Here is an 18794-nt window from a genome sequence, read left to right on the forward strand (position 1 = left end):
AGTGAAGTTGACAACTGGTCAACTAACAAACAATCACATCAGCGTAAGAAAAGATCGCGCAGGTAATGCGGCACGGCGTTATCCGCGTTGATGCCGATCACCTCAAGTTCGGGATACAGGTCTTTCAGACGCTGGTGCGCATTGCCCATGATGCAGCCTTTGCCCGCCATCGTGAGCATTTCAGCGTCGTTCATTCCGTCGCCAAAGGCGATACACTCTTTCAGACTGTACCCCATCGCCTGAGCGACCGCTTCCAGCGCATGACCTTTCGACACTCCGCCCGCCATCACTTCCAGACAGGTTAGCGTAGAGAAGCTCACGTTTACCCGATCGCCCCAGCGCGCGTTAATCGCCTGCTCCAGCGGCAACAACTTTTCATGAGTGTCGCTGGTGAAAAACACTTTGCTGACGCCCTCCGGCTCCAGCAGCGCAGGCTCAAACAACGAGTAGTTAAATACCGCCTCTTTGAAAAAACGCATTTCATCGGGGCGATGACGATTCATAAACCATTCGTCGTCGCGATAAACGTTAGTCACGATGTCCGGGTTCGCATTCACCACGCCGAACAGGTCGCTGGCAATGTCGCTGTCCAGATTATGCGTAAAAACCAAATTCCCGTCGGTATCGTGCACTCGCGCGCCGTTGGAGGTGATCATGTAAGACTTGATTTCAAGATTATCGCGGATTTGCCCTACATCGACATGATGACGACCAGTGGCAAAGACAAAATGGATGCCGCGTGCGGTCAACAGCTTCAGAGTCTCTTTGGCATAAGGGGACAACGTATGGTCGGGGGAGAGCAGCGTGCCATCTAAATCAGACGCAACAACCTGATACATAATAAAATTTAACCTCTAAGCAAAGCGATTTCCGCTGGATAAATTAGGCTTGTTGAAAAATTCAACAATGGCGTTAAGCGCGACTGAGCGCATGGCGTCCTTTTCAAAAAGGATCTCATGGTACGCGCCTTTGATAACCAGCGGTTTTCCCCCTTCACAAGGGTATCCCGCCGCGGCGCGAATTTCACAAAAACGATCGTGGGTGCGGTTATCCACTACCCGCTCTTCTTCCGCCTGAATCAGTAGCGTAGGCGTCGTGTCATCGCTCGCCCCGGCCAGTACCTGCTCACCCGCCAGAATGCCTTCGCGTACCCAATGCCAGGTGGGGCCGCCAACGCGCAGTTGCGGCTCGTCGGCATAAAATCGTAAGTTGCGCTGATAACGCTGGCGGCTGTGGGTCAGCGCATTCATCCCAAACGGCAACGCCCGCCACTGACCGGTACCAATAGCGTAATCTTCACGGATACGCTGGTGCCCCTCGGCCCAGTCGAGAATATGGCGCACCATAAAGGAAGGCAAGCGTATCACAATACCAAACATCGGCGCGGTGAGCGCAATAGCGTCGCACCGCACACGATGGCGTTGCAGGAACAGAGTGGCTATCGCGCCCCCCATTGAGTGCGCCAGGATATAACGCTTACGCCACGGCCCCGGCTCAATTTCCTGCTGCCAGAACGCCGCTAAGTCCTCAACATAATCGTTAAAATGATCAACGTGGCCCCGATGCGGGTCCGATAACATCCGCCCGGAGCGCCCTTGACCACGGTGGTCGATGATGAAGATATCAAAACCGAGATGAAAAAGGTCATACGCCAGTTCAGCGTATTTTACATAACTCTCAATGCGGCCAGGACAAATGACGATCGTCCGATCGTTGGAATCATTTCGAAAACGGACAAAGCGCACCGGAATGTTACCCACGCCGATAAACTCCGCCTCTTCCCGCTGACGCCAGAAATCGGTCAGCGGCCCCATAGCAAAAGCGGCAAACGCATTTTCTCTTGTTTCCCAGTCATTTTGCTGCTGAAACATCGGGTTTTCGGCCTCGTTTACCAGGTAAAATCGTTTTTTGCGTCGTGCCTGACACAACACAGCGGCAGTAGCGTATTGTGGCACAAAAACAGACAACCAGGGAGTTTCGCATGACCTTTGAATGGTGGTTCGCCTATCTACTGACCTCAACTCTGCTGAGTCTTTCTCCGGGTTCAGGCGCCATCAATACCATGACGACGTCTATCAACCATGGATATCGTGGCGCAGTGGCTTCTATCGCCGGACTCCAGACCGGGCTGGGGATACATATCGTACTGGTGGGCGTCGGACTGGGTACGCTCTTTTCGCGCTCGCTCCTCGCTTTTGAAATTCTGAAATGGGCTGGCGCGGCTTATCTTATCTGGCTGGGTATCCAGCAATGGCGCGCCGCAGGCGCTATCGATCTGCATACTCTCGCCCAGACGCAATCGCGGGGTCGGCTGTTCAAACGGGCGATATTTGTCAATCTAACCAATCCCAAAAGTATTGTCTTTCTTGCCGCCCTGTTTCCGCAATTCATCATGCCGCAGCAACCGCAACTGGCGCAGTACCTCATTCTCGGCGTCACCACGATTGTGGTGGATATGATTGTGATGACCGGTTACGCCACGCTGGCGCAGCGCATTGCCGCCTGGATTAAAGGACCAAAGCAGATGAAGGCGCTGAATAAAGCGTTTGGTTCGTTGTTTATGCTGGTAGGCGCGCTCCTGGCGTCGGCAAGACACGCGTGATAGTCGTGCCGGATGATGTTTATCCGGCCCGGAGGTAAATTAGCGCGAAATAATCAGGTGAATACCAAAGCCCGCAAACAAAGCGCCGGCAAAGCCATCAATCCATTTCGCCAGACGCTGATAGCCGCGGCGCATTTTCGGCAGCGCGAACAGGCTGGCGACTACGGTAAACCAGGCCAGCGTTTCCAGGGTGATTAACGCGAAAATACCCCAGCGCGCCGCAGCGCCGACGTTATCGCCGACAAACAGTGAAAAAACGGAACCAAAATAGATAATCGCTTTCGGATTCGACAGATTGGTCAACAGCCCTTTGAGAAAGCTGCGCCCGCTCTGCGCCAGTTCAATGTGCGGAGAAGACGCCGCCGCATCCTGTTTTTTCAGCGCGCCGCGCAGCATCTGATAGCCCATCCAGCACAGGTACAGGCCGCCGCCTACCATAATGATCGTATGCAGCCAGGCCATTTTTTCGATGATGAGATGCAGGCCAAGCAGCGCCACGCCCGCCCATACCATCACGCCGCAGGTAATGCCCAGTACGCCCATCATCGCTTCTTTACGCGAACGGCTGACAGCAGTTTGAGACACGAAGAAAAAGTCGGGGCCGGGGCTCATTAGCGCAACGATGTGCACCATTGCCACGGTGAAAAATAGCATCATCATAAAAATGGCTCGCGGGGAAATAGTTCAGTGAGTCACCATCCTGGCACTTTTTTGCCGGGCTGACTACTCTTCGTCATCACCATCGACATGCGCGCGGATGAGCGCCATAAATTCTTTCCCGAAGCGCTCCAGTTTGCGCATCCCAACCCCGTTAACGCTTAACATCTCGCTGGCGGAAACCGGCATCTGTTCCGCCATTTCTATCAACGTGGCGTCGTTAAAGACCACATACGGCGGGATATTCTCTTCATCAGCGATAGCTTTACGCAGCTTGCGCAACTTAGCGAACAATTTGCGATCGTAATTACCGCCGAACGATTTCTGCATCACGCGGGGTTTGAGGGCGACAATGCGCGGCACCGCAAGCTTTAGCGGAACGTCTCCACGGAGTACCGGACGCGCGGCATCCGTCAACTGTAATGCGGAGTGCTGCGCAATATTTTGCATTACCAGCCCCAGATGAATGAGCTGGCGAATCACGCTCACCCAGTGCTCATGGCTCTTTTCGCGTCCCATGCCATAAACCTTGAGTTTGTCATGACCGAAATCGCGGATGCGTTGGTTATTCGCGCCGCGGATCACCTCGACAACGTAGCCCATGCCAAAACGCTGGTTAACCCGACCAATGGTAGAAAGCGCAATCTGGGCATCGTTTAAGCCATCATATTGTTTGGGCGGATCGAGACAGATATCGCAGTTGCCGCACGGTTCTTGTCGGCCTTCGCCAAAGTAATTAAGCAACACCAGGCGACGGCAGGTTTGCGCTTCGGCAAAAGCGCCCATCGCATTCAGTTTATGCCGTTCAATATCCTGAAGCTGTCCGGCTGGTTTCTCTTCCAGACAACGACGTAGCCAGGCCATGTCAGCCGGATCGTAAAATAGCATGGCTTCCGCAGGCAGTCCGTCGCGCCCGGCGCGGCCCGTTTCCTGATAGTAGGATTCAATATTGCGCGGGATATCGAAATGCACGACGAAACGTACGTTAGGTTTGTTTATGCCCATTCCAAAAGCGACGGTCGCCACCACGATTTGCAGATCGTCGCGCTGAAATTTTTCCTGCACATCGGCGCGAATAGCGTTTTCCAGCCCCGCATGATAGGCCGCCGCGCTAATGCCGCGACTTTGCAAGCGCGCGGCGGTATCTTCCACTTTCGCCCGACTGTTACAGTAGATGATACCCGATTTGCCGCGTTGCTCCTGAACATAGCGCATTAGCTGGTCGAGCGGCTTAAACTTCTCCATCAGCATGTAGCGGATATTCGGTCGGTCAAAGCTACTGATCTGGATTAACGGATCGTTAAGCCCAAGCAGACGAATAATATCCTGGCGCGTGGTGTCGTCGGCGGTGGCGGTCAATGCCATAAACGGCAAAGCGGGAAAACGCTGGCGAAGCTGACCGAGAGCCGCATATTCCGGACGGAAATCATGCCCCCATTGCGAGATACAGTGCGCTTCATCCACCGCCAGCAATACCGGATTCCAGTGCGCCAGATGATCAAGAAAGTTGTCCAGCATCAGGCGTTCCGGCGCAATATACAGCAGACGAATCTGTCCGGTACGGCACCCCGCCATCACCTCAAGCTGCTGCTCGCGGCTTTGAGTGGAGTTCAGGCACGCCGCCGCCACACCGTTCGCCAGTAGCTGATCGACCTGGTCTTTCATCAACGAGATCAGAGGCGAAACGACGACGGTCAATCCGTCCAGCAACAACGCGGGGATTTGATAGCACAGAGATTTGCCGCCGCCGGTGGGCATGACGACCAGACAGTCGCGACCGGAGAGCGCAGTATCAATAATCGCTTCCTGACCCGGGCGAAACTGTTGGTAGCCAAAGGTTTCCTGCAAAACCTGTTTGGCCCCTGATTCCAGATTCAACACTTCCGCCTGCGCCACATTAACCCCGTTCACCATAAATCAAAACAGGCGCTATTTTCAGCGCCTGCGAGAGAAACTGCAATGTTTAAAACACAATCCAATCAGAAGATATCGTTAAGCATCACGCCGACGCCGACACGTGTCTGATTAAAATTATAGTCGATCAGCGATTCGCCATAGCCGCTGTACACCTGGGTATAAAGCCGGACATGTTTAGTGACCGGATAGCTTAATCCAACTTCCGCGCCGCCGTAGCCTGTATTCCAGTTGTACTGGCCTTTGGCACTTAATACCGCCTCGCCCAGGTGATAACCGATTTTAAGCTGGTAATAACCCATATATTTGGTGATGTCCGGATTATCATCGGTACTGCCAATCACGTACCACGGTTTAACCTCTACCAGCCAGTTACCGTTTTCGGCCATCAGACGGGTATACAGACGGTTCCAGCTACGCGAGGTGGGGTCCGAACGTCCGTTAGAGTCATGGTTGTAGCCCATCTCTACGTCGCGCAGCGTCCAGCCGGCAAAGCGATAATCGGTAGCAAAACCAAGAAAAAGCTGCGGTTCGTAGTTGGTTTCGCGAAACGGTGAAGACTCTTTACTGTTGGAAAGCTGCCACCAGGATTTCTGCGTATAGGAAGCGCCCAGTACCGAGTTCGGCCCCAGTATTCCGCGCCACAGCGGAAACGCCAGGCTCAACTGAAATTTCACTTCATCTTTACGTGCGTTTTCAGACCAGTTGTAGGTACTTATGGCCTCTTTGTTCAGATCGCTGGTGTTCGTGTAGATCAAGTAGTTCGTGTCATAAGGGTAAAGCGTAAAAGGGTTATCATGCTCCTGTAGCATGTTAGCGATGATACTTCCCCGTACTGCAGGCGCATCATGAACCTCTTTTATCGTAGCTTCTTGTGCATATGCCGCTAATGGCAGTAGCGTGGCTGGCAACAACCCTCTCAAAATCGCCCGCATTCTTGACGTTCTCCTGACGAAGTATTTTCAGCTTGAATCATTCTCTGCCAACCATTTTTACATATTTACACACATAGCCGTTAGTTATCCCTTCTTAAAGTAGAAAACAACAATTAAGAAGCATAATATCAACATTTCATTAACCAATGAGGTGTCAGGAATCTATGTCCGCTGTACTTACCGCTGAACAAGCTCTGAAATTAGTGGGTGAAATGTTTGTCTACCACATGCCGTTTAATCGGGCGTTAGGGCTGGAGCTGGAACGCTATGAAAAAGCGTTCGCCCAACTGGCCTTCAACAACCAGCCGATGATGGTCGGCAACTGGGCGCAAAGCATTTTACACGGCGGCGTGATCGCCTCTGCGCTGGATGTCGCCGCCGGACTGGTATGCGTCGGCAGCACGCTAACTCGCCACGAAACCATCAGCGAAGATGAACTACGCCAGCGCCTGTCGCGGATGGGAACGATTGACCTGCGCGTTGATTACCTGCGTCCGGGCAGAGGCAACCGCTTTACGGCCACCAGTAGCCTGCTGCGCGCAGGGAATAAAGTGGCCGTCGCCCGCGTGGAATTACACAATGAAGATCAGCTGTACATCGCCAGCGCCACCGCTACTTATATGGTGGGATAAAAGCAGGTAAACTGTTGTTACACTTCAGATACGAGTTTTCCGGATGGACGCAAAACAAACACGGCAGGGCGTATTACTCGCTCTTGCCGCCTATTTTATTTGGGGGATCGCCCCCGCGTATTTCAAGCTGATCTATTACGTTCCCGCAGATGAGATCCTGACGCACCGCGTGATTTGGTCATTTTTCTTTATGGTGGCGCTGCTTAGCGTCAGCCGGCAGTGGCGACAGGTTAAGCGCTTACTGAAAACGCCAAAGAAGATTTTCCTGCTGGCCCTGTCCGCCGTACTGGTCGGCGGTAACTGGCTATTGTTCATTTGGGCGGTAAATAATCACCATATGCTGGAGGCCAGCCTGGGTTATTTCATTAATCCGCTGGTTAACATCTTGCTGGGGATGATTTTTCTTGGCGAACGCTTCCGTCGAATGCAGTGGCTGGCGGTGATTCTGGCGGTGTGCGGCGTGCTGGTGCAACTCTGGACCTTTGGCTCGCTGCCGATTATCGCGCTGGGGCTGGCGTTTAGTTTTGCGTTTTACGGCCTGGTGCGTAAGAAGATCGCCGTTGAAGCGCAGACGGGTATGCTGGTCGAAACGCTATGGCTGCTGCCGGTCGCGGCAATTTATCTGTTTGGCATCGCCGATAGCCCTACCAGCCATATGGGGCAAAACGCACTATCGTTGAACTTACTGTTAATGGCGGCGGGTGTGGTCACTACGATTCCGCTGCTGTGCTTTACCGGAGCGGCTACGCGTCTGCGTCTCTCTACACTGGGCTTTTTCCAGTATATCGGCCCAACGCTGATGTTTTTACTGGCGGTGACGTTTTATGGCGAAGTGCCGGGCGCGGATAAGATGGTGACATTTGCGTTTATCTGGGTCGCGCTGGCGATTTTCGTGATGGATGCGATTTATACGCAGCGGCGTAAGCATTAAATAATAAAATGGCAGCTATTATCTGGCTGCCATTTTATGTTATTTCTTCTTAGTAAATAGCAATACAATAAATAATATAATATTTGTTACTGGAAACACGCCCAACACACCAATAAACTTATTCCAACCAACAAACGTTAAATAGCGGGCATGGATCTGGCAAAAGCCGAATCCCAACGCTATTCCAATCCCCCTCAAATTTAATGAAGTACAAATCGACAGTACACCGAGCAGGACAATAGCAATCACCCACCATCCAATCCAGGCTTTAATGAATTCGGCTTTAGAAAAAGGGTCTTTACCAAAATAAATTTGCCAGAAATTTTTCTTTTGCATTTTATGAAATCCATTCATTGAAATTGTTAATTACCAGATAATATATTTAATTATTATCGATTGCTGTACAGCGTAATTATCATGACATTAATTACCATTGCTGTCATTAGAAAATTCAGTGTAATATATTTACATGTGAGATCTGAAGTTGGTTATCAATATGGAAAAAATAATATGATTAGGATTATTAAAGATATTTTTCACCCTTCCCCAAGGGATACATTGAAGCGAGCAAAGTTTGTTATTTATACATTATCATCATGGATAATATTATTTACTATAATGCCTAAAAACCAATATCTTAATTTAATATTTATTATTGCCAATACCTATATCCATATTAATATTGGCGCGAAGAGAATCAGAGATTCAGGTTGCAGGGCACTTTATTTCATCGCATTGTCTATAGGTGTAAATGTCTTCTGTACAGTCAGTGTCGCACTCAATGGGGCTGATTGCGATAACATTGGTATACAACTCAATATTGCCTGGGTAATACTCACAACACTACTGCTATCTTTCATCGCTTCTTCAAAACAAGAACTTTCCTCATGATGAAGAACTTCCAACGGACTGGCGGTTAAATCGCCAGTCCGTATATTTTACAGCCAGTTCTTGCGCTTAAAGTACAGATACGGCGCAAGCCCCGCCAGAATCATAAAGATAATCGCGCCTGGATAACCAAAGCTCCACTTCAGTTCCGGCATAAACTCGAAGTTCATCCCATAGCTGGAAGCGACCAGCGTCGGCGGCAGGAACACCACGGAAACCACCGAGAAGATTTTGATAATACGGTTCTGCTCGATGTTGATGAACCCCATCGCCGCCTGCATCAGGAAGTTCACCTTCTGGAACAGCGATTCATTGTGCGGTAGCAGAGATTCGATATCGCGCAGGATCTCACGCGCCTGCTCCAGCTGTCCGCCCGGTAAGCGCGCCTTGCGCACCAGGAAGTTCAGCGCGCGCTGGGTATCCATCAGACACAGGCGTACCTTCCAGCCGATATCTTCCAGTTCCGCCAGCGTGGAGAGCGCTTCGTCGTATTCATCGCCCTGATGCCCTTCCATAATGACGCGGCTCAGTTTTTCCAGATCGCTGTAGATGTTTTCGATTTCATCCGCCAACTGTTCAATTTTGGTTTCGAACAGATCGAGCAGTAGTTCGTAAGCATTACCATCGACCATCGCCTGGCTGCGGGCGCGCATACGATACAAACGGAAGGCGGGCAGTTCGCGTTCACGCAGCGTAAACAGACGGCCATCGCGAATAGTGAATGCCACCGTAGAGTTACCGGCATGATCTTCCGCATCTTCGAAGAAGAAGAAGGAGTGGATATGCAGTCCGTCTTCGTCTTCAAAGAAGCGCGCGGATGCTTCGATATCTTCCAGTTCAGGACGCGTCGCCAGACTCTGGCCCAGCTCAGATTGTACGCGCAATCGCTCGTCGTCGTCCGGTTCGACCAAATCGACCCATACGGCATCAATCAGGCTTTGTGACTCCTCGACTTCCAGCCGGGTCAGTCGGTTTTTTTCCAGTTGAAATGCGCTCAGCATGACCGGGACTCCCAATGCGTAAAAATATCGGACAGTTCAGATGGGCACACAGAAACAAATTGGGTTTCAGACCATTAAACAGCCTGACTCAACGCGACGGGAAAAAATGAAAGGTCGCTGACAACCGCTAAGGCTATCAGCAAAAAGGGATAGCCTTAGGAGTTGATCCTGGATGACAGGATAATGAGCCAGTATCTACTGGGTGTGTCCAAGGCGAATGTCCTCTTAGCGTAATCGTGGGCGCATGTTACGCCAGCAAAAATTTGCCGTCAACACGCAACGAAACGCGAAAAAGCAATAATTTCCCCTTATGCAGAAAGGTTAGCAGAGTGAGAGTATTTATCTATGATTTCAGAATATTAACATCAATATATCGCCGGATGGCGGCTTCGCCTTATCCGGCCTACAAATCAAAATGTTAGCCAGCGCGTAGGCCGGATAAGAGGTGCCACCCGGCACTATGAGAGTCGGTCAAACCGTTTCCAGCTTCGCATACGCGGCAACCAGCCATTTGATCCCTTGCCCCTGAAAAGCCACCTGCAACCGGCTATGCTCGCCGCTGCCCTCCAGGTTGACAATAGTTCCCTCGCCGAACTTCGCATGGCGCACGCGTTGGCCGAGTTTGTAGCCTGTGTCGTTTTCCGCCAGCGGCGTTCCCATTCGTTGATGGCTCACCGGACGACTGACGGTGGCGCGCAGACGGACCTCTTCCACGCACTCCTCCGGCAGTTCGCCGATAAAACGCGACGGGCGATGGTAGACCTCTTTACCGTACAGACGACGCGTTTCCGCATAGGTTAGCGTCAGTTTCTGCATGGCACGGGTAACGCCGACGTAGGCCAGACGACGCTCCTCTTCCAAACGCCCGCCCTCATCCAGCGACATCTGGCTGGGGAACATGCCCTCTTCCATGCCGACAATAAACACCTGCGGAAACTCCAGGCCTTTAGCCGAGTGCAGCGTCATCAGCTGTACCGCATCCTGCCAGGTATCCGCCTGCCCCTCGCCCGCTTCCAGCGCCGCGTGAGAGAGGAAGGCCTGCAACGGCATTAAATCTTCATCTTCGTCGTTGTAGCTGAACTGCCGCGTCGCCGTCACCAGTTCCTCTAAGTTTTCGATGCGCGTCTGGCCTTTCTCGCCTTTTTCTTGCTCATACATGGTGCGCAGGCCGGAATCTTTGATCACCCGGTCAGTCTGCACATGCAGCGGCATGTCGGCGGTTTCCTGCGCCAGGGCGTCGATCAGTTCCATAAAGCGTTGTAGCGCGCTGGCCGCACGCCCGGCCAGGGCTTTTTCCTGTAACAACTCACGGCACGCCTGCCACAATGTTAGCTGGCGATCGCGCGAGGTCTGGCGCACCACGTCCAGCGTGCGGTCGCCGATGCCGCGCGTTGGGGTATTCACCACGCGTTCAAAGGCGGCATCATCGTTGCGATTGGCAATCAAACGCAGATAAGAGAGCGCATCTTTGATCTCCTGGCGTTCGAAGAAGCGCATACCGCCGTAAATGCGGTACGGCATACTGGCCTGTAATAACGCTTCTTCCAGCACGCGCGACTGGGCGTTGCTGCGATAAAGGATGGCGCATTGCGCAAGCGCGCCGCCGTTGTCCTGCCAGGTTTTGATACGGTTAACCACAAAGCGCGCTTCATCCAGTTCGTTGAAAGCGCAGTACAGAGATATCGGTTCGCCGTCAACGCCGTCAGTCCACAGCTTTTTACCCAAACGCCCGTTGTTGTTTTCAATCAGAGCGTTCGCCGCGCTAAGGATGTTGCTGGTCGAGCGGTAATTCTGCTCCAGACGAATGGTCTGCGCGCCGGGGAAATCATTGAGGAAGCGCTGGATGTTCTCTACCTGGGCCCCGCGCCAGCCGTAGATCGACTGGTCATCGTCGCCGACAATCATCACCTTACCGGTATCGCCCGCCAGCAGACGAACCCAGGCGTACTGAATGTTGTTGGTATCCTGGAATTCGTCCACCAGGATGTTAGTAAACCGCTCGCGATAGTGTTGCAGGATGTGCGGCTTGTTCAGCCATAGTTCATGAGCGCGCAGCAGTAGCTCGGCAAAATCCACCAGACCAGCGCGATCGCACGCTTCCTGATAGGCCTGATACACCTTCTGCCAGGTCTGCTCCACCGGGTTGCCATAGCTTTGGATATGGTGCGGGCGTAGCCCTTCGTCTTTCTGGCTATTGATGTACCACATCGCCTGACGCGGCGGCCACTGCTTCTCATCAAGATTCATCGCCTTAATCAGGCGTTTAAGCAAACGCATCTGATCTTCGCTGTCGAGAATCTGGAAATCCTGCGGCAAATTAGCGTCCATATGATGCGCGCGCAGCAGGCGGTGCGCCAGACCGTGGAACGTCCCTACCCACATTCCGCCCTGGCTGGTCCCCATCAACTGGCCAATACGATGGCGCATTTCCGCCGCCGCTTTATTGGTAAAGGTCACCGCCATGATGGAGTATGGCGAGTTGTTTTCTACGCTCAGTAACCAGGCGATACGGTGCACCAGCACGCGGGTTTTCCCGCTTCCCGCGCCCGCCAGCACCAGCATGTTGCTACGTGGCGCGGCCACCGCTTCGCGCTGTTTATCATTAAGGCTGTCGAGCAGGTAAGAAACGTCCATTGGCACCGCCGCGTAAAAACATGAAAACTAAAAACGCCCGGTGGCGCTTCGCTTACCGGGGCTACTTATCGTAGGGCGGATAAGCATAGCGCCATCCGCCAGAATAACTGGGAATTTATACAGAACTACTGGTGATTATATCAGCGAGGTGAGAGATGCCAACCGCGAAATTTCGATATGCGGCAGTAAACGGCTGTCCTGCGTCCGCATCAGGTCGGCATTTTCAGGTTTAATCCAGCAGGCCTGCATCCCACAGCGAATAGCGCCAGCCACATCGGTAGTCAGATCGTCGCCGACATGCAGGATCTCGCCGATCGGCACATGCAGTTTTTCCGCCGCCAGGAAATACATGTCGCTAAACGGCTTGGAACGTCCATCCGGGCCGGCGCGCAGTACAAACTTAAAGTAATCGCCGAGGCCAAACAGTTCCGGCTGGGCGTTGCCGTTAGTGATCGCCACCAACGGCCATTTTTTCGCAAGCTGCTGTAACGTCTCATGGGTAGCCTGCGGAACCTCAATCTGGCTGCGCCATTTGGCAAAATGCATCATCGCCGCATTCGCGCCGGCAATGGCCTCCTGCGCCGATAATCCCGCATCCCGCATGGCCTGCTCTATCGCGCGATGGCGCCAGCGGGTAACGTCATGATAGATTTCCGGCTCCGCTTCACGCACCGCCTGCCGTATCCGCTGTAAATCGACGTTTTGAAACGAACGTAGCGACGGGTGATAATTCTGCATAAAAGCGAGCGCTTCCTGCTCAGTACGCAAAATCACCGGACGGTTATCATAAAGGGTATCATCCAGGTCAAAGGTGAGCGCGGCAATACGCCCCAAAGGCCGGTAAAAACGCATTATTTCCCCCGTTTAGCGCGCGGATGCGCCGCGTCGTACACTGAAGCAAGATGTTGAAAATCAAGATGAGTATAAATTTGGGTGGTGGAAAGGTTGGCATGACCCAGCAGCTCTTGCACGCCGCGCAGATCGCCGCTCGATTCCAGCATATGGGTCGCGAACGAATGGCGCAGCTTATGTGGATGCACGTGGCTGTTTAGCCCCTGCTTTATGCCCCATTCGGCGAACCGTTTTTGGACATTGCGCGCGGAGATACGCTTGCCGAGCTTCGACAGGAATAACGCCTCTTCATCGCTGGCGAACAGGCCGCGCAGATCCAACCAGTGCTCAATCCACGTCACCGCGTTACGGCCAATCGGCAGGCGTCGCTCTTTGCTGCCTTTACCCATTACCCACACTTCTCCGGTATCGAGATCGAGGTGCTTTATATCCAGGCCAACCAGTTCGGATAAACGCAGTCCCGCGCCGTACATGACCTCCAGCATCGCCCGATCACGTACGGCGAGCGGATCGTTAAGATCGATGTCCAGCAGGCGGTTAACGTCGTCGACATCAATATTTTTCGGCAGATGACGCGGCGCTTTCGGTGCGGAGACGCCCTTCGCCGGGTTAGCTTTCAATTCGCCCTGACTGACTAACCAGTCAAAAAAGCTTCGCAATGCCGAGAGACGTAGCGCCAGACTGGCAGGGCCAAGCCCTTTGCGCCGACTGCGCACCGCAAAACTGCGCACAATCGCAGCGTCACATTGTTGCCAGCTTTTCAGCCCGGTTTCTCCGGCTAAAGCGATAATGGCATCAAGCTGACGCTGGTAGTTCTGCAGGGTAATAGGGCTAAGCTGGCGCTCCACGCCTAAATAGCGCAGGAACCGCGAGACATCCTGAGAAAGCGCGACCTCCGTCATACGCGTTTAATCCAGCGTTCCAGCAGTTCCGGCAGCATCAGCGCGATCTCCTGTAAAAGCTGCGTCCCCTGCCCCGGCTGATAGTGGTGCGGGTCACGGCTGCTGAAGAGAATCACCCCGAGGTCGCCATCGCTGCCCATCATCGACATAGCTACCGAGCCTACAGCCTTCGCCTCCGGCAAGACCACCAGCAGTTCCGGGCCGTTTAGCGGGCCAAGATAATGCTGCGACTGTCCCAGTCGTTGAATACGCAGCGGCTCGAAGGCCTGACGGTTTAAAGCCAGATGCGTATAGCGCGATGGCGCGCCAAGACGCCACCGATCCGGGAACAAACGCAGCGTCGCGCCGGCAAGCCCCAAATCGCGCGCCCAGCGGTGAAACCGCATCAGCATCTCATCCAGACTATCCGCGGCGACCAGACGGCTTTGCAGATGCAGCAAGCGATAAAACAGGCTTTCATTGGCATGAGCCTGTTCCATCAGCAGCGTCATATTTTCTTCAAGCACATTGATGTGATTACGCGCGCGGGCCATATGCCACTCAACGAGCGAAACCGTTCCCCGCACGGGATGTGGAACACGCATCGCTTCCACGGCATGGGCGTTACGGATAAAAAACTCAGGGTGGTGGCGCAGGTAATCGACGACCGCTCGATCGTCCAGTTCCGTGAGCGTTTCCTGTAGTTCTTCCTCTGGTTGCTTCATAAATGGATAAATCCGTCGTAGATATGTGCCGCCGGACCAGTCATGTATAACGGATGACCCGGACCTTTCCAGGCGATATCCAGCCGACCGCCCGGTAATTCCACGCGTACTTCTTCAGCCAGCAGCCCCTGCTGAATCCCCACGGCAACGGCAGCGCACGCGCCGCTGCCGCACGCACGGGTCTCCCCTGCGCCGCGTTCATAGACTCGCAGCCGGATATGCTCACGTCTTACAACCTGCATAAAACCAATGTTGGCACGTTCCGGAAAACGCTCATGGCTTTCCAGAACCGGCCCCAGTGTTTCAACGGCCGCCGTGTCGACGTTATCAACCTGAATGACACAGTGCGGATTACCCATTGAAACCACGCCGCACAATATGGTCTGTTCCGCCGCTCGCATAATATACGTCTTTTCCGCTTTGTTGGCGCGAAAAGGCACCTGCGCGGGTTCAAAGTTTGGCTCGCCCATATTGACGCGTACCAGTTCATCTTCCGTGACGCTCAGTACCATCCGGCCATTCGCGGTACTGACCCGAATGTCGCGTTTATTGGTTAGCCCTTTCAGGCGAACAAATCGCGCGAAACAGCGCGCGCCATTGCCGCACTGCGAGACTTCACTGCCGTCGGCGTTGAAGATGCGGTAATGAAAGTCCAACTCAGGATCATAGGGCGGCTCAACCACCAGCAGCTGATCGAACCCTACGCCCAGGTGTCTGTCGGATAGCCGACGAATCAGTTCCGGCGAAAAAAAGACATTCTGCGTTACCGCGTCGACGACCATAAAATCGTTGCCAAGGCCATGCATTTTAGAGAATTGCATCATTCACTCCGTTCACGCGGGGACAGAAAACTATCCTCAGTAATTGACCTGGGACGGGCCATCTCCCGTTGCGCGATCGTTCTTATCGGGCATCGTGGACTGCGTTTGCGAATCGACTTTTTTCGTCGGCGGCGGCGCATTTTTATCGGCTGGCGGGAAATAAAGCGGCCCTTTCAAACCGCAGCCCGTCAGGCTGAACAGAGTCAGAAGTACAGCGAGTGTCTTAAACACGTTTTTCATTATGGATTGCCTGTAAGTTCATGCTTTCTATTTTCTATCATCGCAGGAGAAGGCGTAAAAGCAAGCGTTTAGGGGCTCTTTATAAAATCTGAAAAGCGGCGCGTTGCCATGATTATTGCGCATTTACATCAGGAAACATGCTTTGCTAATCACTTTAGGTTTACGTACCACGTCCGGATGACCTTATGCAATATCGTAATTTGTTTTGCCTTTTTTCGCTTTCACTTCTGCTGCCTCCCGCCAGGGGATGCCGGCTGAGTGAATCTCCGCACAATGTTTATCAGCGGCAAGGCAGCGGCGTGGTTTATCTCCAGCCAGAAGAGGAGAACAATCTTTCGTTGCCGGAGGTGAGTTTCAAACGCCTGCGTCGGTTACCCAATTCATTGATTAACCCGGCAACTCAGGGCTGGAACTGGATAGCGCAACCCCCTTCCTGAACCGGGAAATTAACGCCGGAAAAGAGCACGACTATTTTATGCGTGATAGCCAGCAAGGTCAGGGTATTCATGTCTTTAGCATCAATGGGCCGCTAAAAGTCACCGAACGTTTTGCGTATGATAACCGCTACGTTTATACGTGGATTGGCAGCCAGCTTTACCGAACAGCATCCCCCTGTCCGGATAAGACGCTCAATTTGAATCAGAGTATGTACTCCGACAATAAAGACATCATCATCATAACGCAGGCTCAGGAATGCCAAAAATCACGTCGCTAAGCCGTTTGGCGCGCTTGATTAAACATTTGAAAAACGCCCTTCGGGGCGTGGGGATCGGTTCATGCATTTACGTCATTGTTGAAAGCGTTATGCACGGCACGATAAACGGTGTTGAAGCTGCCGGGGTTCTGACGATAAGCGCGGTACTCGGTCTGCTTAGCGCTCTTTTGGATATCAAAGCAAAGCCGCGCGCCCCCTTAATCCTGTTGCATTTTCTCCTCTGCGGCGGCTGCGTCGCACTGATGGTGGCAATGCTGTCGGCTCTGAACCATTTCCCGGTTAACGCGTCCGTCATACTTATCACCAGTGCGCTATTTATCGTCATTTATCTACCGCTGGGTTTTATCCTTTACCGCTCACAACGGTAATTCGTATCAGTTCCAGAAGCTGACGCTTCCCCTTATACTGGCGATATCACTAAATAGCGGGATAAAACAATGAACGACAGTGAATTTCATCGCCTTGCCGACACTCTGTGGTTAGCCATCGAAGAACGTCTGGACGACTGGGATGGCGACAGCGATATCGACTGTGAAATCAACGGCGGCGTGTTGACCATCACCTTTGAAAACGGCAGTAAAATCATTATTAACCGTCAGGAGCCGTTGCACCAGGTGTGGCTGGCGACCAAACAGGGCGGCTATCACTTTGACCTGAAAGGTGACGAGTGGGTGTGCGATCGCAGCGGCGAAACGTTCTGGGAGCTGCTGGAGCAGGCGGCGACGCAGCAAGCGGGTGAAAAGGTGAGTTTTCGCTAAGTTTTAATTCCGCAGGAGAGCCAGAAGAATAGCGCTTTCCTGCGTATATTTAACGAGATATGCGATCGTATTACCAACCCCGAAATGTGAAATACAGCCAGGTTGCCAGAAACAGCGCGGGCCATACACTCAACCAACCAACCCAAAAACCGTAGCGTTGCCAAAAGGTTAGGTTAAATAGTGGCTTCTGCTCGGTAAAAAGTTGACGTAACGCTGGTGACCAACGTTTTTCCTTGATTTCATTGCTACAATGCTTGCATATCGCTAAACCAAACTTATCTCTTTTTCTCGCTTGAGACAGACCACATGTACGGGTCCTTTTTTGGCGAATAATCAACCATACATCCTGATTATTACAATAAGGGCATGTTTCATGTGTGGGTAGGGTTGCCAGAGGCAGCACATCAATATGGTGAGTAATAACAAAAAACATATATCTCTACCCTATTGTTCCAGGTTTCTGGCAACAGCCATTTTAAAAATATCCTGTAACTCATCTGAATCATAATCGAGATCGTTTAGAGAGATATTCATCACGCGATTACTTCCATGCTTATTTAATAATGACAGAAAATTATTACGCATTTTCTCATTAGTAATTCGCTGACAATAAAGCTCAACATCCTTGACAAAAATGGCCAGCACAGGCGTATTATCGCTAACACGCTCACCAACATAGTCGATTTCATGCCAGTAAACTATTGGTAGCCTGGTTGTATGTAATGTTACTCCCTCCTGGTTCAACGTTAGCTGTGGCTTTCCTGAAAAGGCGGAGTACCAGTAAGCACTTGCGCCTGCTATCATGAGGAGTATTAAAAAAACACACACCATCTTTAGCATAATACTATAATTTAGAAAGAGGCTCATCATAAGAGCTATAGCTACCACTGAATAAAACAGAGCTAATTTTATTTGTCGTTTCTTATTCACGTAAATAAGAATAGGGTTGTTTATTGACATATAATATCCTTTTATAAAAACATCCATAAGAAACCATTAAAGAGCTTTTGTTTCTAATATGGTTTTTCAAAACATATTTACGAAAACAATGAAAGACGCGATAGCGTTTTGAACGGTCTGGATATTACTACATAAATTGTATAAGAAAAAATATTGTCTAAACCTTGTTCCGCTCAATGAGCATTCTTCGAATGTAGGCTGGATAAGGCGTATTAGCGCCGCCATCCGGCACAGTATCGCTCTAAAGCCATAATCATATTGATAAGAATAATGGCCGCACATGTGAGCATTAACGCGGTAAAGAACAAAAAGGCGATACCGTACAATTCCCATCCCAGATCATAGAGAAAATGGTAATTGTCGCAGGAGATGATCACATCCAGACCGGGACATACTTTTCCCCATCGCCCCCAGTAAGACGCATCCCAGAGTTGAAAACTGGCCATGCTGGCGCATAGCGAGAGCAGGCACCCAGCAGATATAAAACAGAATAACTTATTTATAAGAATGAAGCCGAGGCTGACCATCGCCATGACTATCCCTAACAAAATGAACGCATCTGCCACCTCAAACCTCCTCCTGTAAACCAAATGCGGAGGTCACGGTAACGAAGTTGGGTGAAGTTAATGTGAAGCGGTGAACGCCGGC

The 18794-nt window shown here is 51.9% G+C and carries 24 protein-coding genes and 1 pseudogene; 8 read left to right on the plus strand and 17 right to left on the minus strand.

The window, feature by feature from the left end; translation table 11 throughout:
• Positions 1-38: 38 nt before the first annotated feature.
• Both yigL and pldB read right to left on the minus strand, forming a co-directional pair.
• Positions 39-839, minus strand: coding sequence for a sugar/pyridoxal phosphate phosphatase YigL (yigL, locus tag ACLJTG_RS21495; RefSeq protein ID WP_000285338.1), 801 nt, complete (start codon positions 837-839; stop codon positions 39-41).
• A 15-nt stretch (positions 840-854) separates the two neighbouring features.
• Positions 855-1871, minus strand: a complete 1017-nt coding sequence (gene pldB / locus ACLJTG_RS21500; RefSeq protein WP_000487685.1) for a lysophospholipase L2 — start codon at positions 1869-1871, stop codon at positions 855-857.
• Positions 1872-1981: 110 nt separating this feature from the next.
• Here pldB and rhtB point away from each other — a divergent pair, with 110 nt between their 5' ends.
• Positions 1982-2602: a homoserine/homoserine lactone efflux protein gene (rhtB, locus tag ACLJTG_RS21505; protein WP_000142527.1), complete on the plus strand. Its 621-nt coding sequence runs from the start codon at positions 1982-1984 to the stop codon at positions 2600-2602.
• Positions 2603-2641: 39 nt separating this feature from the next.
• Here rhtB and rhtC read toward each other — a convergent pair whose 3' ends face one another.
• The 3 genes from rhtC to pldA all read right to left on the minus strand — a co-directional run bounded on the left by rhtC (position 2642) and on the right by pldA (position 6108).
• Positions 2642-3262, minus strand: a complete 621-nt coding sequence (rhtC, locus tag ACLJTG_RS21510; RefSeq protein WP_000980080.1) for a threonine export protein RhtC — start codon at positions 3260-3262, stop codon at positions 2642-2644.
• Between the two features lie 63 nt (positions 3263-3325).
• Positions 3326-5155 (minus strand): ATP-dependent DNA helicase RecQ, encoded by a 1830-nt coding sequence (gene recQ, locus ACLJTG_RS21515; RefSeq protein WP_001533487.1) that lies wholly within the window; start codon positions 5153-5155, stop codon positions 3326-3328.
• An 83-nt stretch (positions 5156-5238) separates the two neighbouring features.
• Complete coding sequence (gene pldA, locus ACLJTG_RS21520) at positions 5239-6108, minus strand: phospholipase A (RefSeq protein ID WP_001201692.1); 870 nt, start codon at positions 6106-6108, stop codon at positions 5239-5241.
• A gap of 164 nt (positions 6109-6272) precedes the next feature.
• Here pldA and yigI point away from each other — a divergent pair, with 164 nt between their 5' ends.
• Together yigI and rarD are read left to right on the plus strand one after the other, a co-directional pair.
• A complete protein-coding gene (gene yigI, locus ACLJTG_RS21525; protein WP_001277136.1) occupies positions 6273-6740 on the plus strand; it encodes an acyl-CoA thioesterase YigI in 468 nt (155 codons plus the stop codon).
• A 43-nt stretch (positions 6741-6783) separates the two neighbouring features.
• Positions 6784-7671, plus strand: coding sequence for an EamA family transporter RarD (gene rarD, locus ACLJTG_RS21530; RefSeq protein ID WP_000339081.1), 888 nt, complete (start codon positions 6784-6786; stop codon positions 7669-7671).
• Positions 7672-7710: 39 nt separating this feature from the next.
• Here rarD and ACLJTG_RS21535 read toward each other — a convergent pair whose 3' ends face one another.
• A complete protein-coding gene (locus ACLJTG_RS21535) occupies positions 7711-8007 on the minus strand; it encodes a hypothetical protein (protein ID WP_001170054.1) in 297 nt (98 codons plus the stop codon).
• Positions 8008-8181: 174 nt separating this feature from the next.
• Here ACLJTG_RS21535 and ACLJTG_RS21540 point away from each other — a divergent pair, with 174 nt between their 5' ends.
• Positions 8182-8562 (plus strand): hypothetical protein, encoded by a 381-nt coding sequence (locus ACLJTG_RS21540; RefSeq protein ID WP_000619297.1) that lies wholly within the window; start codon positions 8182-8184, stop codon positions 8560-8562.
• A gap of 47 nt (positions 8563-8609) precedes the next feature.
• Here ACLJTG_RS21540 and corA read toward each other — a convergent pair whose 3' ends face one another.
• From corA to lptM, 8 genes are all read right to left on the minus strand, one after another.
• Positions 8610-9560, minus strand: a complete 951-nt coding sequence (gene corA / locus ACLJTG_RS21545) for a magnesium/cobalt transporter CorA (protein WP_000947139.1) — start codon at positions 9558-9560, stop codon at positions 8610-8612.
• A gap of 155 nt (positions 9561-9715) precedes the next feature.
• Positions 9716-9772, minus strand: coding sequence for a YsgD/CorL family protein (gene ysgD, locus ACLJTG_RS21550; protein WP_212723238.1), 57 nt, complete (start codon positions 9770-9772; stop codon positions 9716-9718).
• 259 nt (positions 9773-10031) lie between these two features.
• Positions 10032-12194 (minus strand): DNA helicase II, encoded by a 2163-nt coding sequence (gene uvrD / locus ACLJTG_RS21555; protein ID WP_000383436.1) that lies wholly within the window; start codon positions 12192-12194, stop codon positions 10032-10034.
• A 135-nt stretch (positions 12195-12329) separates the two neighbouring features.
• Positions 12330-13046 carry a 5-amino-6-(5-phospho-D-ribitylamino)uracil phosphatase YigB gene (gene yigB, locus ACLJTG_RS21560; RefSeq protein WP_001213560.1) on the minus strand — a complete coding sequence of 239 codons (717 nt, stop codon included), beginning with the start codon at positions 13044-13046 and terminating at the stop codon, positions 12330-12332.
• Entirely contained in the window at positions 13046-13948 is a 903-nt protein-coding gene (gene xerC, locus ACLJTG_RS21565) for a tyrosine recombinase XerC (protein ID WP_000141124.1), read from the minus strand. Before xerC ends, yigB begins: the two co-directional genes overlap by 1 nt.
• The gene (locus ACLJTG_RS21570) at positions 13945-14652 is read right to left on the minus strand and encodes a DUF484 domain-containing protein (RefSeq protein WP_000812760.1); all 708 of its coding nucleotides are present in this window, start codon (positions 14650-14652) and stop codon (positions 13945-13947) included. The genes xerC and ACLJTG_RS21570 overlap by 4 nt, the downstream gene beginning before the upstream one ends.
• Positions 14649-15473, minus strand: coding sequence for a diaminopimelate epimerase (gene dapF / locus ACLJTG_RS21575; RefSeq protein WP_001160671.1), 825 nt, complete (start codon positions 15471-15473; stop codon positions 14649-14651). The genes ACLJTG_RS21570 and dapF overlap by 4 nt, the downstream gene beginning before the upstream one ends.
• Before the next feature lie 36 nt (positions 15474-15509).
• Positions 15510-15713, minus strand: coding sequence for an LPS translocon maturation chaperone LptM (gene lptM, locus ACLJTG_RS21580; protein WP_000799903.1), 204 nt, complete (start codon positions 15711-15713; stop codon positions 15510-15512).
• 185 nt (positions 15714-15898) lie between these two features.
• On the opposite strand from lptM, the gene ACLJTG_RS21585 reads away from it, so the two are divergent.
• From ACLJTG_RS21585 to cyaY, 4 genes and pseudogenes are all read left to right on the plus strand, one after another.
• Entirely contained in the window at positions 15899-16150 is a 252-nt protein-coding gene (locus tag ACLJTG_RS21585; RefSeq protein WP_080111236.1) for a hypothetical protein, read from the plus strand.
• Positions 16120-16428, plus strand: a pseudogene (locus ACLJTG_RS21590) (hypothetical protein); the annotation flags it as partial. The gene ACLJTG_RS21585 and the pseudogene ACLJTG_RS21590, both read left to right, overlap by 31 nt.
• Positions 16407-16796, plus strand: coding sequence for a DUF3021 family protein (locus ACLJTG_RS21595; RefSeq protein ID WP_103133387.1), 390 nt, complete (start codon positions 16407-16409; stop codon positions 16794-16796). The pseudogene ACLJTG_RS21590 and the gene ACLJTG_RS21595, both read left to right, overlap by 22 nt.
• A gap of 69 nt (positions 16797-16865) precedes the next feature.
• Entirely contained in the window at positions 16866-17186 is a 321-nt protein-coding gene (gene cyaY, locus ACLJTG_RS21600) for an iron donor protein CyaY (protein WP_198898390.1), read from the plus strand.
• 70 nt (positions 17187-17256) lie between these two features.
• Here the strand turns inward: cyaY and ACLJTG_RS21605 are convergent, their stop codons facing one another.
• From ACLJTG_RS21605 to ACLJTG_RS21615, 3 genes are all read right to left on the minus strand, one after another.
• Complete coding sequence (locus tag ACLJTG_RS21605; RefSeq protein ID WP_001641751.1) at positions 17257-17619, minus strand: hypothetical protein; 363 nt, start codon at positions 17617-17619, stop codon at positions 17257-17259.
• Positions 17620-17630: 11 nt separating this feature from the next.
• Entirely contained in the window at positions 17631-18173 is a 543-nt protein-coding gene (locus tag ACLJTG_RS21610) for an STM3941 family protein (RefSeq protein WP_061424546.1), read from the minus strand.
• 185 nt (positions 18174-18358) lie between these two features.
• Positions 18359-18712 carry a membrane protein gene (locus ACLJTG_RS21615; RefSeq protein WP_000752579.1) on the minus strand — a complete coding sequence of 118 codons (354 nt, stop codon included), beginning with the start codon at positions 18710-18712 and terminating at the stop codon, positions 18359-18361.
• Between the last annotated feature and the right edge of the window lie 82 nt (positions 18713-18794).

This window comes from Salmonella sp. SAL00672 (assembly GCF_046552175.1).
Taxonomy (GTDB): domain Bacteria; phylum Pseudomonadota; class Gammaproteobacteria; order Enterobacterales; family Enterobacteriaceae; genus Salmonella; species Salmonella enterica.